This window comes from Mycobacterium sp. Aquia_216 (genome assembly GCF_026723865.1).
Taxonomy (GTDB): Bacteria; Actinomycetota; Actinomycetes; order Mycobacteriales; family Mycobacteriaceae; genus Mycobacterium.
In genome coordinates, this window is sequence record NZ_CP113529.1 from 1347577 (window position 1) to 1360624 (window position 13048).

General features: G+C 65.4%; 18 protein-coding genes and 1 pseudogene. 16 read left to right on the forward strand and 3 right to left on the reverse strand.

What is annotated here, in order from left to right; genetic code table 11:
* Positions 1-38 precede the first annotated feature (38 nt).
* On the forward strand, positions 39-686 hold the full coding sequence (locus OK015_RS06505; protein WP_268130092.1) for a hypothetical protein: 648 nt from the start codon (positions 39-41) through the stop codon (positions 684-686).
* Positions 687-771: 85 nt separating this feature from the next.
* Positions 772-1701: a DUF4436 domain-containing protein gene (locus tag OK015_RS06510; protein ID WP_268130093.1), complete on the forward strand. Its 930-nt coding sequence runs from the start codon at positions 772-774 to the stop codon at positions 1699-1701.
* A gap of 13 nt (positions 1702-1714) precedes the next feature.
* On the opposite strand, the gene pstS is transcribed toward OK015_RS06510, so the two are convergent.
* On the reverse strand, positions 1715-2842 hold the full coding sequence (gene pstS, locus OK015_RS06515; protein WP_268130094.1) for a phosphate ABC transporter substrate-binding protein PstS: 1128 nt from the start codon (positions 2840-2842) through the stop codon (positions 1715-1717).
* A gap of 528 nt (positions 2843-3370) precedes the next feature.
* Here pstS and OK015_RS06520 point away from each other — a divergent pair.
* The 13 genes and pseudogenes from OK015_RS06520 (at position 3371) to rplO (ending at position 10491) form a co-directional block, all read left to right on the forward strand.
* Positions 3371-3964, forward strand: a pseudogene (locus OK015_RS06520) (DUF4436 family protein).
* A 44-nt stretch (positions 3965-4008) separates the two neighbouring features.
* Positions 4009-4908: a formylglycine-generating enzyme family protein gene (locus OK015_RS06525; protein ID WP_268130095.1), complete on the forward strand. Its 900-nt coding sequence runs from the start codon at positions 4009-4011 to the stop codon at positions 4906-4908.
* Positions 4909-5043: 135 nt separating this feature from the next.
* Positions 5044-5997, forward strand: coding sequence for a DUF4436 domain-containing protein (locus OK015_RS06530; protein WP_268130096.1), 954 nt, complete (start codon positions 5044-5046; stop codon positions 5995-5997).
* Positions 5998-6281: 284 nt separating this feature from the next.
* Positions 6282-6650, forward strand: a complete 369-nt coding sequence (rplN, locus tag OK015_RS06535) for a 50S ribosomal protein L14 (RefSeq protein ID WP_085233453.1) — start codon at positions 6282-6284, stop codon at positions 6648-6650.
* On the forward strand, positions 6651-6968 hold the full coding sequence (gene rplX / locus OK015_RS06540) for a 50S ribosomal protein L24 (protein WP_036466721.1): 318 nt from the start codon (positions 6651-6653) through the stop codon (positions 6966-6968).
* 1 nt (position 6969) lies between these two features.
* Complete coding sequence (gene rplE, locus OK015_RS06545; protein WP_268130098.1) at positions 6970-7542, forward strand: 50S ribosomal protein L5; 573 nt, start codon at positions 6970-6972, stop codon at positions 7540-7542.
* 4 nt (positions 7543-7546) lie between these two features.
* On the forward strand, positions 7547-7732 hold the full coding sequence (locus OK015_RS06550; RefSeq protein WP_268130099.1) for a type Z 30S ribosomal protein S14: 186 nt from the start codon (positions 7547-7549) through the stop codon (positions 7730-7732).
* An 87-nt stretch (positions 7733-7819) separates the two neighbouring features.
* On the forward strand, positions 7820-8218 hold the full coding sequence (rpsH, locus tag OK015_RS06555; RefSeq protein WP_268130100.1) for a 30S ribosomal protein S8: 399 nt from the start codon (positions 7820-7822) through the stop codon (positions 8216-8218).
* Between the two features lie 10 nt (positions 8219-8228).
* Positions 8229-8768 (forward strand): 50S ribosomal protein L6, encoded by a 540-nt coding sequence (gene rplF, locus OK015_RS06560; RefSeq protein WP_268130101.1) that lies wholly within the window; start codon positions 8229-8231, stop codon positions 8766-8768.
* A gap of 2 nt (positions 8769-8770) precedes the next feature.
* Positions 8771-9172 (forward strand): 50S ribosomal protein L18, encoded by a 402-nt coding sequence (gene rplR / locus OK015_RS06565; RefSeq protein ID WP_268130123.1) that lies wholly within the window; start codon positions 8771-8773, stop codon positions 9170-9172.
* 22 nt (positions 9173-9194) lie between these two features.
* The gene (gene rpsE / locus OK015_RS06570; protein WP_268130125.1) at positions 9195-9872 is read left to right on the forward strand and encodes a 30S ribosomal protein S5; all 678 of its coding nucleotides are present in this window, start codon (positions 9195-9197) and stop codon (positions 9870-9872) included.
* Positions 9869-10051, forward strand: coding sequence for a 50S ribosomal protein L30 (rpmD, locus tag OK015_RS06575; RefSeq protein ID WP_268130127.1), 183 nt, complete (start codon positions 9869-9871; stop codon positions 10049-10051). The genes rpsE and rpmD overlap by 4 nt, the downstream gene beginning before the upstream one ends.
* Positions 10048-10491, forward strand: coding sequence for a 50S ribosomal protein L15 (gene rplO, locus OK015_RS06580; RefSeq protein WP_268130129.1), 444 nt, complete (start codon positions 10048-10050; stop codon positions 10489-10491). Before rpmD ends, rplO begins: the two co-directional genes overlap by 4 nt.
* Here the strand turns inward: rplO and OK015_RS06585 are convergent.
* Positions 10488-11087, reverse strand: coding sequence for a TetR/AcrR family transcriptional regulator (locus OK015_RS06585; protein WP_268130131.1), 600 nt, complete (start codon positions 11085-11087; stop codon positions 10488-10490). The two genes, rplO and OK015_RS06585, sit on opposite strands and share 4 nt — an antisense overlap.
* Positions 11088-11184: 97 nt before the next feature.
* Between OK015_RS06585 and OK015_RS06590 the strand changes: the two genes are divergently transcribed.
* Entirely contained in the window at positions 11185-12093 is a 909-nt protein-coding gene (locus OK015_RS06590; protein ID WP_268130133.1) for an alpha/beta hydrolase fold domain-containing protein, read from the forward strand.
* On the opposite strand, the gene OK015_RS06595 is transcribed toward OK015_RS06590, so the two are convergent.
* The gene (locus OK015_RS06595; protein WP_268130135.1) at positions 12094-13023 is read right to left on the reverse strand and encodes an LLM class flavin-dependent oxidoreductase; all 930 of its coding nucleotides are present in this window, start codon (positions 13021-13023) and stop codon (positions 12094-12096) included.
* Positions 13024-13048: the final 25 nt, after the last annotated feature.

A 13048-nucleotide genomic window follows, 5' to 3' on the forward strand; every position in this document is an offset into this window, starting at 1 on the left:
CGCTTGTCACGGCGGGTGTGATTTGTGTGCTGACGAGCATGGTCGCGGGATGCGGAAATACCACGGGCGGCAACGCAGTCCGGGCCAGTACAACCCTGTCGTCGTCGACGACCTCGGTGACGCCGTCTCGCGAACCGCGCCGATCAGACCCGGCCGAGCCGGTGCCCGGCGTCGAGACCACAATGCCCGACCACATTCCGCCCAACGCCCTGGCGTGCTTGCCACCGGCCTCCGGTCACGGCCGGATGACCACGGCTGCGGTGTCGGATCCGTTGGCGCCCAGGCTCACGGTGCCGCTACCGGAGGGTTGGGGCTCGGCCCCCGGCGCCGGTGATGTCGCATTGACCGCGACCGGGCCCGACGGGTTGTCGGCCACGGTGACCATCACCCCGACCGACCTCGGACCTGGCGCGGCGTTCTTGCGCTACGACGCGGAACTGCGCACCACCAAGCCGGGTGTCCAGGTCAGCGTGGACGCGGCCCAGTTCTGCGGCTACAGCAGTCAAGTGCTCAGTGGCAGCGTCGGAGGACCCGCTGGCCTCGTCCTCGCCGACCGCATCACCCACATCTGGACGAACACCAAGGCGTTCCTGGTGGTCGTCCATCTGGAGGGGCCGGGCGGCGCACCCGGGTTCAGCGCGGCGAAAGCCACGGTGATGCAGCAATTTGCGGTCGTTATCCCCTGAATAGGAGTGCCCGACTGCTAGCATCGGACCCCTGCCTGCCGGGCAGGCGTGAAACTATCCGTTCTACTCGTGGTGGTGATGTCCGATGACTGCTGAAGCTCCGCCGCTGCCGCCGTCGAAACCCGAGTCGCGCGGACGGCAAATCGCGATCGCCTTCGGGATTCTGGTCGCGCTCATCAGTGTCTATGTCCTCTCGCTGATTGCGATGCACCTCTTGGCCAAATCGGCGCCGCCGCTGCCCGCTGTCGATTTCACCAAGGTCGAGGCCGACGACAGCGTCGTGCAGGTGAGCCTGAGCGAACTGAAAACGGTGGCGAATCGTCTGACGGTGAATGTACTTGTCTACCCGAAGGATTCGTTGTACGACAAAAACTTCGGTGTGCTCACCACCGACGCGGCCGTGCGACTGTATCCCGACAACGACCTCGGCGATCTGCAGTACCCGGTCGGAAAGGCGCCGGCGCAAGTCACCACCACCATCCAGGCTCAAGGCGATCCCGGTAACTGGCCATTCGACTCTTACAAGACGGATGTCATCGCGGCCGACGTGTTCACCGGAACCGGCCAGAACCGCGAAAAAGCGCCGGCCCGTCTGGAAGTGACCGGAAAGTTGGACGGTTGGGACGCCAGCGTCACCCGCGTTCACGACGCCGATGACGCCGATCCCAATGTCATGGACGATGTGGTCATCACGTTGCACCGGGCCAAGGGGCCGCTGATCTTCGACGTCGGCGTGTGCCTGGTGCTGATCACCCTGCCGATTCTGGCGTTGTGGGTGGCCATCCCGATGGCGTTGGGCAGGACTTCGTTCATTCCGCCGTTCATCACCTGGTATGGCGCGATGCTGTTCGCCATTGTCCCGCTGCGCAACATCCTGCCCGGCAATCCGCCGTACGGTTCCTGGATCGACCAAGCCATCGTGCTATGGGTGTTGATAGGCCTGGTCGCCGCGATGACGATATTCGTCTCCGCCTGGTGGCGGCATCGAGACCGCAAGTCGCCGAGAAAGACCTAGAACTCGAAAAGCCTTACCCGGCATTCGCTATCGGCGCAGAGGTGATGGCATCGATGGCGGTGAAGACCCGTGATTGGAAGTCGGCCGGCAACGGAATATAGCCGTTCTTGTCGAGGTCGGCCTGGCCGGGGCCCACGGCCGCCTGCAGGAACGCCTTGACCGCCTGGCCGACACTGGGGTCAGGATATTTCGAGCAGACGACCTCGTAGGTCACCATCACGATCGGGTACACGTCGGGCTGGGCGGGGTTGTAGAAGGACGTGGTATCCAGCACGAGGTCGTTACCCTTGCCGATGATCTTGGCGTTGGTGATGGTCTTGCCGACGGTGTCGGTGCCAATGCGCACCGGCCGCAACGATTTCCGGCTCGCCGGGGTCTTGATCTGGGCGGCGAACAGTCCCTGGTCCATGGCGAACGACAACTCGTTGTAGGAGATCGCGCCCTCGGTGTTCTTCACCTCTGCCGAGGTGCCGATATTGCCGTGGGCGCTAGTGCCCACACCACCGTTGAATATCTTGCCGGTGCCCTTGTCCCAGGCCCCGCCGGAGGCGGCCTGCAGGTAGGCCTGGAAGTGGGCGGTGGTGCCGGATGGGTCGGCGCGGTAGACCACGTGGATGTTCTCCGGCGGCATCGACGCGTTCATCGCGGTGATGGCCGGGTCGTCCCAGCGCGTGATGCTGCCGTTGAAAATCCTGGCCAGCGTGGGCGCGTCGAGCACCAGCGAGTCAATGGCGTTGAGGTTGTAGGTGATCGCGATTGGGCCGAAGACCACAGGCAGGTTCCAGGCGTCGGCGCCGCCGCAGCGCTGTTTAGCGGCCGCGTATTGGTCACCGGTCAAGGGGATGTCGGATCCGGCGAAGTCGGTTTTGGCCGCAAGGAAGTCGACGACACCCGCGGCCGATGCGTTTGCGGTGTAGGAGAGACTTTGTCCCTTGCAGGCCTTCGCGTATGCGTCGACAAATCGACTCATCGCATTTGCCTGCGCGGTCGAACCGCTGGCGGTGATTTCTTGTTTGCCGCCGCAATCGACCCGCGCTCCGTTGGCGTAAGAAAGGGACGTGTGGGGTTTGCCGCATCCGGAAAGCACCAGTGCGGTCGCGGCCAGCACGCTTATGGCGGCACCCGATCTGTTGTGCTTCACTTCTGTTTCCTCCTCGGGAACGGCAGCTGGTGACACGGCCTTGGGCTGTGATCGAAGTCTAGCGATGCGGTTTCGTTCGTGGCGGCGGTGACCTGGGGTAATCATGCCGACGGCGGACGGGCCGGCAGGTGGGCAGTCGGCCTCGGGCAGCATAGAAGTCGGGCAGGTTGGTACAGGTAGCCTGGACGGGCAAGACGGCGCCCGGCATCGGCGACGAGCCCGGGTGTCGGGGTGCATGTCCGCCCCGCTTTCGACACACGTCGACATTTGCAGCTATCGAAGCGACGCGCAAACAAACATCAGGTGAATTGAAGGTTGCACGGCCACTCGCGGGTGACGACGTGACCAATGCAGTTTGCGAAAAGTCGCATTTCCCGCGTGATCGGCGCGAGTTGGATAGCATTTGATTTCGTGTCGTCGCGGTTAGCTGGAATGAACCAGCGATGTGAGTCAGCTGCCAATTGTCGGCCTCGGTGCTGAGCAACGACCACCCAGGCCCCGCGCACGCACGCGGCCCCGCCGCCGCCCATGCCGAAAGGCCGCTTGTCGTTGTTCGGCTTCCATCTCCTCGGCGAATCGGCAGCGCCCCTTAAGGCCCCGGATCTCAACGCGGCCGACGACACCGTCGTTCTGGTACGCCTCGAGGAGCTCAAGACCGTCGCCAATCGCCTTGTAGGACTCGCGCCTGGAGGTCTTGAAACAGGACACCGCGGTACGCATGGACCCGCCGAACGACCTGGGGGACTTGGTTTATCCGGCGGGGAAGTCGCCCGCACAGGTAGCCACCACGGTCGACGCCCACGGTGACCCCGAGATCTGGCCCTTCGACTCCTACAAGACCGACACCCTCTAGGCCGACGTGCTCGCCGGGTCCTGTTCGCCCTGGCTACCTTGGCGTTGGCGGTTGTCGTTCCGATGGCGCTCGGTAAGCGGAAGTTGGTGCCGCCGTTCGGCGGGTGGTTCGCCGCGCTGCTGTTCGCGGTCATCCCGATCCGCAACTTCCTGCCGGGGGCCCCACCGCCGGGTGCGTGGATCGACCAAGCATTGGTGATCTGGGTGCTGATCGCACTCGTCGCGGCGATGATCACCTACATGTTCACGTGGTACCGGAAGTCGGATTAGCACGCCGGGCATAGCGCAGGTTGGGCGCGGCCTACCCTGAAACGGTGCTCACCGAGCTGGTCGACCTACCCGGCGGCACCTTCCGCATGGGCTCGACGAGCTTCTACCCGGAAGAGGCTCCGATCCACACCGTCACCGTGAGTTCGTTCGCGGTGGAGAGGCACCCGGTGACCACCGCACAGTTTGCCGAATTCGTTGCCGCCACAGGCTATGTGACGGTCGCCGAGCAGCCGATCGACCCGGCGCTGTACCCGGGCGTGGATCCCGGCGAGCTACGTGCGGGCGCGATGGTTTTCCGCCCTACACCCGGTCCCGTCGACCTGCGTGACTGGCGGCAGTGGTGGGACTGGGTGCCGGGCGCGAGTTGGCGCCATCCCTTCGGGCCGGACAGCGGTGTCGCGGACCGGGGCGATCATCCGGTCGTGCAGGTCGCGTATCCGGACGCTGCCGCCTACGCGCGCTGGGCCGGCCGGCGGCTGCCGACGGAGGCGGAGTGGGAGTACGCGGCCCGCGCCGGCAGCACGTCGACCTACGGGTGGGGTGAGGAGCCCAGTCCCGACGGGCGCCTGATGGCCAACACCTGGCAGGGCCGCTTCCCGTACCGCAACGACGGGGCGCTGGGCTGGGTGGGAACGTCGCCGGTGGGGGAGTTTCCGCCCAACGCGTTCGGACTGCACGACCTGATCGGCAACGTCTGGGAGTGGACCGCCACCGCGTATTCCGCGCACCATCGCCTCGACGCGCCGCCGAAAGCCTGTTGCGCACCCTCGGGACCCGCAGACCCGGCCGTCAGCCAGGCACTGAAGGGTGGTTCGCACCTGTGTGCGCCGGAGTACTGCCACCGCTACCGTCCGGCGGCCCGTTCCCCCCAATCCCAAGACACCGCGACCACCCACATCGGGTTTCGCTGCGTGGCCGACTCCGGATCCGCCGCCGCGCGTTAACGACGGCTTTCGAGCAGGTGACAGAACTCCCCGGGGCATGCGATTTCGCTGCGCGGTGGGCCCCGATGTTCGCTACCATCTGCCCGTGTCGCCGCTGAAAGCCGGATTTCGCCAGCGAATTGCTGGCCGGGACCAATGACGACGGAAACACCGTCGGCCCCGGCGTCCGCCGAGCCGGACAAGCCGGCGAAGTCGGGCCCCTCCAGCTTTCTCAGCAGGCACCGGCCGCGCCTCTCACTCGGCGCGTTCATCCTGGCGGTCGTCATCGGCGTCTATGCCTTCTCGCTGTTCGGTGTCCACTACTTGCAGCGATCGGAGGGGCCGCTGCCGCCGCTGGACCTGAGCCAGGGTGGGGGCAACGACACGATCGTGCAGTTGCGCCTCGACGACTTCAAAACCACCTCTAATCGGCTCAAGGTGGATGTGCTCGTCTATCCCCCGGATTCGCTGTACGACAAGCGGTTCGACGTACTGAACACCGACGTCGCCGTGCGCCTGTATCCGACGAACGACCTCGGCGATCTGCAGTTCCCGAAAGGCAAGGCGCCGGCGCAGGTCGAAACCACCATCGAATCCCACGGCGATCCGGCCAACTGGCCGCTCGACACCTACAAGACCGAGAAGATCTCGGCCGACACCTTCGTCGGCTCCGGCGAGGACCGCAAAAAACTGGCCGCCCGGGTCGAGGTAACCGGGGGGTTGGACGGCTGGGACGTCGACGTCAATCGCGTCGATGAAACCAGCGACGTGAACTCGCGCGGTCTCGACGACGCTCAGCTGGTCATCACGATGAAGCGGGCGAAGGGTCCGCTGGTGTTCGACATCTTCATCTGCGTCGTACTCGTCACCCTGCCGACCTTGGCGTTGTTGGTGGCCATTCCGATGGTGATGGGCAAGAGAAAGTTCGTGCCGCCGTTCGGCACCTGGTATGCCGCGATGTTGTTCGCGATCGTCCCGCTGCGCAATATCCTGCCCGGCTCGCCACCGCCGGGCTCCTGGATCGACCAGGCCGTCGTGCAGTGGGTGCTGATCGCGTTGGTGGTGGCGATGAGCCTCTACATCATCGCGTGGGTCCGGCAAGGCGACTGACGGCTGGTATCGCCGCAGCTAGATGGATGTGCGGCGGAGCGGCATCGACGGCCCACGGGCCCACCGGGGTCTGCCCCGCCCGAAATTTGGCGCTGAGCAGGTATTCACCTAGACTCTAGGGGTTGCCTTGGGCAGACCTCGGCCGGTGCGTGCAAGCGTCACAGGCCCTGCGTGCCCTTCGGCAACAAAGACCGCGCACGTCAGGTTTGTGGTGAGCCTTGCTTGTTGGAGGCCCGCCGACGCGTTTTCCTGCCGTGCACACGTGAACTCAGTCAGGAGATCGAGTGATTCAGCAGGAATCGCGGCTGAAGGTCGCCGACAACACCGGCGCCAAGGAGATCTTGTGCATCCGGGTGCTCGGTGGTTCGTCGCGACGCTACGCCGGCATCGGTGACGTCATCGTCGCCACCGTCAAGGACGCGATCCCGGGCGGCAACGTCAAGCGTGGCGACGTCGTCAAAGCCGTCGTGGTGCGCACCGTCAAGGAGCGCCGCCGTTCCGACGGCAGCTACATCAAATTCGACGAGAACGCCGCGGTGATCATCAAGCCCGACAACGACCCGCGCGGGACGCGCATCTTCGGGCCCGTCGGGCGTGAACTGCGCGAGAAGCGATTCATGAAGATCATCTCGCTGGCTCCGGAGGTTTTGTAAATGAAGGTCAAAAAGGACGACACCGTCCTGGTGATCGCGGGCAAGGACAAGGGCGCCAAGGGCAAAGTGCTGAAGGTGTACCCGGACCGCGACCGCGTGCTGGTCGAGGGTGTCAACGCGATCAAGAAGCACACCGCGGTTTCGACCAACCAGCGCGGAGCCCGGTCGGGCGGAATTGTCACCCAGGAAGCGCCGATCCACATCTCCAACGTGATGGTGGTCGACTCCGACGGTAAGCCGACCCGCGTCGGCTACCGGGTCGACGAGGAGACCGGTAAGCGCGTTCGTATCTCCAAGCGCAACGGCAAGGACATCTAACATGACCACAACAGAGGCCTATGTGAAGGTGCAGCCGCGCCTGAAAGAGCGCTACCGCAACGAGATTCGCGATGCGTTGCATAAGGAATTCGCCTACGGCAACGTCATGCAGATCCCGACGGTGACCAAGGTCGTCGTGAACATGGGCGTCGGCGACGCGGCCCGGGATGCCAAGTTGATCAACGGCGCGGTCAGCGACCTCGCGCTGATCACCGGTCAGCGGCCCGAAATCCGCAAGGCTCGCAAGTCCATCGCGCAGTTCAAGTTGCGCGAGGGCATGCCGATCGGTGCGCGGGTCACCTTGCGGGGTGACCGGATGTGGGAGTTCCTCGACCGGCTCACTTCCATTGCGCTGCCGCGTATTCGTGACTTCCGCGGGCTTTCGCCCAAGCAGTTCGACGGTGTCGGCAACTACACCTTCGGGCTGGCCGAGCAGTCGGTGTTCCACGAGATCGACGTGGACAAGATCGACCGCGTCCGCGGCATGGACATCAACGTCGTCACTTCGGCGACGACCGACGACGAGGGACGAGCGCTGTTGCGGGCCCTCGGCTTTCCGTTCAAGGAGAACTGAGTAGATGGCTAAGAAGGCACTGGTCAACAAGGCCGCACGCAAGCCGAAGTTCGCGGTGCGCGGCTACACCCGCTGCCAAAGGTGTGGTCGCCCGCGCGCGGTTTTCCGCAAGTTCGGGCTGTGCAGGATCTGCCTGCGCGAGATGGCGCACGCGGGCGAGTTGCCCGGCGTGCAAAAGAGCAGCTGGTAACAGGCACAGGACGAGAGACCAACCCCAGAACAGGTGCGCGACAGGCCCCTAACGGGAACCATCGCGAGGAAGGTTACAGACGCTTTCATGACAATGACGGACCCGATCGCAGACTTCTTAACGCGTCTGCGCAACGCCAATTCGGCGTATCACGACGAGGTGACGTTGCCGCACTCCAAGCTGAAGGCAAACATCGCCCAGATCCTCAAGAGCGAGGGTTACATCAGCGATTTCCGGACCGAAGATGCTCGGGTCGGTAAATCGCTGGTGGTCCAGCTCAAGTACGGGCCCAGCCGGGAGCGCAGCATCGCTGGGCTGCGCCGGGTTTCCAAGCCCGGTTTGCGGGTGTACGCGAAATCCACCGGCCTGCCGCGTGTTCTCGGCGGCCTGGGTGTGGCGATCATCTCGACATCCTCGGGCCTGCTGACCGACCGCCAGGCTGCTCGACAGGGCGTGGGCGGCGAAGTCCTCGCGTACGTGTGGTGAGGGGGTAACCATGTCGCGTATTGGTAAGAGGCCGATTCCGGTTCCCGCCGGAGTCGACGTAACGATCGACGGCCAGACGGTCTCGGTGAAGGGCCCGAAGGGCACCCTCGACCTGACCGTCGCCGAGCCGATCACGGTGGTACGCAGCGAAGACGGTGCGATCGTGGTCAACCGCCCGGACGACGAGCGGGAAAACCGCTCGCTGCACGGGCTTTCGCGCACGCTGGTGTCCAATCTGGTCACCGGCGTCACGCAGGGCTACACCACGAAGATGGAGATCTTCGGCGTCGGCTACCGGGTGCAGCTCAAGGGCGCCAACCTCGAGTTCGCGCTCGGATACAGCCACCCGGTGTTGATCGAGGCCCCCGAGGGCATCACGTTCGCGGTGGAGACGCCGACGAAGTTCAGCGTCACCGGGATCGACAAGCAAAAGGTCGGCCAGATTTCGGCGAACATCCGCCGGCTGCGCCGCCCCGACCCCTACAAGGGCAAGGGCGTGCGCTACGAGGGTGAGCAGGTCCGCCGCAAGGTCGGAAAGACAGGTAAGTAGTCATGGCGAAAGCACAGGCTGACACGCAAAAGCCGGCGGGCAAGAACATCTCCGCGACTCGACGGGTCGCGCGGCTGCGCAGGCACGCGCGGCTGCGCAAGAAGATCGCCGGCACCTCGGAGCGTCCGCGTCTGGTGGTGAACCGGTCGGCGCGACACATCCACGTGCAACTGGTCAACGACCTCAACGGCACCACGGTGGCGGCCGCGTCGTCCATCGAGGCGGACGTCCGCGGTCTCGACGGGGACAAGAAAGCCCACAGCGTGCGGGTCGGTCAATTGATCGCCGAGCGCGCCAAGGCCGCCGGCATCGACAACGTGGTGTTCGACCGTGGCGGCTACAGCTACGGCGGACGGATCGCGGCGCTGGCCGATGCCGCCCGCGAGAACGGATTGAAATTCTGATGACAACTGGAAGGACCGCATAATGGCGGAACAGTCGGCGGGGGGCCAAGGCCCAGACAACCGCGACAGCCGCGACTCGCGCGGTGACCGGGATGGCAGGGGTCGTCGCGACGGCGGCGGTCGCGGCCGCGACCGTGACGGCGACAAGAGCAACTACCTGGAACGGGTCGTCGCCATCAACCGTGTTTCCAAGGTGGTCAAGGGTGGTCGGCGATTCAGCTTCACCGCTCTGGTCATCGTGGGCGACGGCGCCGGCATGGTCGGTGTCGGTTACGGCAAGGCCAAGGAAGTTCCGGCCGCGATCGCCAAGGGTGTGGAAGAGGCGCGCAAGGGCTTCTTCCGGGTCCCGCTGATCGGCGGCACGATCACGCACCCGGTGCAGGGTGAGGCGGCCGCTGGTGTGGTGCTGCTGCGCCCGGCCAGCGCTGGTACCGGTGTGATCGCCGGAGGCGCGGCGCGCGCCGTGCTGGAATGTGCTGGGGTGCACGACATCCTGGCTAAGTCGCTGGGCAGTGACAATGCGATCAACGTGGTGCACGCCACGGTGGCCGCGCTCAAGCTGTTGCAGCGCCCGGAGGAGGTGGCCGCCCGACGCGGTCTGCCGATCGAGGATGTCGCCCCGGCCGGGATGCTGAAGGCACGACGGGAAAGTGAAGCGCTGGCCGCCAGTGCCGCGCGCGAGGGAACGGCACACCAATGAGCCAGCTGAAGATCACCCAGGTGCGCGGCACGATCGGGGCGCGCTGGAAGCAGCGTGAGTCCCTGCGCACGCTGGGGCTGCGAAAGATTCGCCAGTCGGTGGTCCGCGAGGACAACCCACAGACCCGCGGGCTGATCGCCGTGGTACACCACCTGGTTGAGGTGGAGGAGACCAAATGACCATCAAACTGCACGACCTGAAGCCCGCTCCCGGGTCGAAGAAGGCGCGCACCCGCGTCGGTCGCGGTGAGGGCTCAAAGGGTAAGACGGCTGGTCGTGGTACCAAGGGCACCAAGGCGCGCAAGAACGTGCCGGTCACCTTCGAGGGTGGTCAGATGCCGATCCACATGCGGCTGCCCAAGCTCAAGGGATTCAAGAACCGGTTCCGCACCGAATACGAGATCGTCAACGTCGGCGACATCGGCCGGCTGTTCCCCGAGGGCGGTGCCATCGGCGTCGCCGAGCTGGTCGCCAAGGGTGCGGTTCGCAAGAACTCGTTGGTGAAGGTGCTCGGCGACGGCGACTTGACCGTCAAGGCCGACGTGTCGGCGCACAAGTTCAGCGGCAGCGCCCGCGAGAAGATCACCGCCGCGGGCGGCTCGGCCACCGAGGTCTCCTAGCCTTCCGGTTCGGCCTCCGCGTCCATCAGGGCGGATGCCGTACTGAGGGCGGCTTCTAGTGGTGCGTTTCGGTTTTCGCTGTCTTCGGGCATGCCCCGGGAAATCAGGACCGATCCCACCATCAAGGCGACAATATTCCATGCGCGTCGGCGCCGGTCGGCCTGTTCTCCGTCGAGCAGTTCGGTGATCCGATCGATCAGTGCGATCATCTTGCGCTGGTAGGCATCTTTGACGGACGGTTCGGCGCGCGATACGTCAGCGCTCAACGCCGGCATCACGCACCCTCCCGCAACGTCGAGACTGTGATCGGCGTTCAGGTATTCGCGGAGAAACGCGATCATGTGCGCCCGCCCCTCGGCGTGGGTCAGCGCACCGGTTGTCGACACCAACGGTTCGCCCAGCCCCGCCTCGATGACGGCCTCGAGCATCGCCGTCTTGTTCGGGAAGTTCGAATAGAACGCGCCCGACGTAACGCCTGCGGCGGCGGCCAGTCCGTCCACCCCGACGCCGTTGAACCCGCTCGTCTTGAGCGAGCGGGTGCCGGCGCGCAGCAGTGCGTCGCGCGCGCGTGCCTTCTGATCTGCTGGGTATCTCACGGGTTCGCCCTTCCGGCTTGACGCTCACACCATCATAGTATAACGTCCGTTACGATAACGACCGTTATTCAATAAACTTCAGCGAAAGGCAACCCCGATGGCCAGCACGCAGGCAAAAGACTTCGCCGAATTCTTCGGCGCTCTGAGCGCGCGGTCCGCCAACCCCAATTTCGACCTGGACACGATCCGCGACGTCATCGAGACCATGCACGTCGCCACCAAGGAACCCGAGGGGGTCACCTACGCCGAAGTGGACGCCGGCGGCGTGGAGGCGCTCTGGTGCATTCCCGTCGACAGCGACCCGGACCGCGTGCTGCTGCACAACCACCTGGGCGGCACCGTCGTCGCGTCCATGCATTCTGACCGCAAGGCCGCGGCGCACCTCGCGAAGGCCGCGGGCGCGCGATCGTTGGTGCTCAACTTCCGGCGGTCGCCGGAAAACAAATTCCCCGCCCAGATCGAGGATGTGCGCAACGCCTACAACTGGCTGCTGCAGCAGGGTTACCGGCCCGAAAACATTGCCAGCGTTGGGCATTCGGTCGGCGGAAACTTCGCGGTCGGCCTTGCGATCGCCCTGCGGGATGAAGGAGCCGCGCTGCCGGGTGCGATCGTGGCGATTTCTCCGTGGGTCGACCTGACGCTGACTAACGAGACCTACACCAGCAATGCGGATTCCGACCGGCTGCTCTCGCTTCCGCTGGCGGAGTTCTTTCGGTCATCCTGGCTGGACGGAACCGGCGTGAGCCCCGAAGACCCGCGGGTGAGCCTGCTTTTCGCCGACCTGTCCGGGCTGCCGCCGATCGCGGTGTCCTGGGGCACCGACGAACTGCTCGCCGGCGAGGATGCGGAGTTCGCCCGTCGCGCCGAGGCGGCCGGCAACGACGTCCTGGTACGCGCCGTTGAAGAGGGGCAGCACTCGTTCATCATCGGCGCCGGCTGGGTGCCCGAGGTCGATGAAGCGATCGCCGAGATCGGCGACTGGCTACGCTCGAAACTGGGGCGTTGACTAACCTAGCTGCGGAATCACCTCTGCGGCAAGGCGTTCCATCTGCTCGCGGTTCTGCGGCACGTCCGGTCCGACGGGGTTGAGTAGTAGCATCTCGGCGCCGGCATCGATCACCTCTCGTAGCCCGCGGGCGACGTCGTCGGGGGTGCCGGACACCGGTACCGCTTCGATGCCGGGAATCAGGTTGCCGTAGATGCGATGCAACCCGTCGAGAACCCGCTGGCGGGCGCGTGCCGCGTCGTCGTCGACCATCAGGTAGACGCGCTTTCCGATGGTGAAGTGTGCCGGGTCCTTCTGTTGTTCGTCGACCTCGCGGCGGACGATGGCGGCCGCGCCGGCGAAGTGCTCAGTCGTCGACGATCCCGCGCCCAGGAACGAGTCGCCGAGGCGCACCGCCCTGGCCAAGGCCTTCGGGGCGAGACCGCCGAACCAGATCGGCGGGTGCGGTCGCTGCACCGGTTTCGGGTTGGAAGCCAGGCCGTCGACGTCCCGGAACCGGCCGTGGAACGTCACCGTGGGCTGATCTGACCAGGCCGCCTTCATCAGGTCGAGGCCCTCGGTGAAATACGAGATGAAGTGTTCCTTGTCCACCCCGAAGGCGGCGAATTGGCGGCCGCCGCCACCGGGTGCCACGCCGATGTCCAGCCGTCCATGGCTGATCCGGTCGAGGGCGGCCACCGACTGGGCCAGCTGCAGCGGCTCGTGCAGCGAGGTCACCAGAACCGCGACCCCGAGGCGCAGCCGCTCGGTGAAAGCAGCGCAGTAGGAGAGCAGCTCCAGTGGGGCTAGCAGCGGCGCGGCGCCGACGGTCTGCTCGAGCACCCATCCGCCGTCGAACCCGAGCTCCTCGGCGCGCACCAGGTATGAGCGCAGCCCATCGCCGTCGAAAACGTCGTAGTCGAACTGCGGAATCGCGATCGAGAACCTCACGAACTCACCCTACGGTCGTCGGTCG

Bases quoted from the DNA above. Each gene is read 5' to 3' on its own strand.
- rplR (WP_268130123.1), top strand. From the start codon at position 8,771: ATGGCGAAAGCACAGGCTGACACGCAAAAGCCGGCGGGCAAGAACATC.
- rplF (WP_268130101.1), top strand. From the start codon at position 8,229: ATGTCGCGTATTGGTAAGAGGCCGATTCCGGTTCCCGCCGGAGTCGAC.
- rpsH (WP_268130100.1), top strand. From the start codon at position 7,820: ATGACAATGACGGACCCGATCGCAGACTTCTTAACGCGTCTGCGCAAC.
- rplO (WP_268130129.1), top strand. From the start codon at position 10,048: ATGACCATCAAACTGCACGACCTGAAGCCCGCTCCCGGGTCGAAGAAG.
- OK015_RS06590 (WP_268130133.1), top strand. From the start codon at position 11,185: ATGGCCAGCACGCAGGCAAAAGACTTCGCCGAATTCTTCGGCGCTCTG.
- rplE (WP_268130098.1), top strand. From the start codon at position 6,970: ATGACCACAACAGAGGCCTATGTGAAGGTGCAGCCGCGCCTGAAAGAG.
- rpsE (WP_268130125.1), top strand. From the start codon at position 9,195: ATGGCGGAACAGTCGGCGGGGGGCCAAGGCCCAGACAACCGCGACAGC.
- rpmD (WP_268130127.1), top strand. From the start codon at position 9,869: ATGAGCCAGCTGAAGATCACCCAGGTGCGCGGCACGATCGGGGCGCGC.
- OK015_RS06530 (WP_268130096.1), top strand. From the start codon at position 5,044: ATGACGACGGAAACACCGTCGGCCCCGGCGTCCGCCGAGCCGGACAAG.
- OK015_RS06510 (WP_268130093.1), top strand. From the start codon at position 772: ATGACTGCTGAAGCTCCGCCGCTGCCGCCGTCGAAACCCGAGTCGCGC.
- OK015_RS06550 (WP_268130099.1), top strand. From the start codon at position 7,547: ATGGCTAAGAAGGCACTGGTCAACAAGGCCGCACGCAAGCCGAAGTTC.
- rplX (WP_036466721.1), top strand. From the start codon at position 6,651: ATGAAGGTCAAAAAGGACGACACCGTCCTGGTGATCGCGGGCAAGGAC.
- OK015_RS06505 (WP_268130092.1), top strand. From the start codon at position 39: ATGGTCGCGGGATGCGGAAATACCACGGGCGGCAACGCAGTCCGGGCC.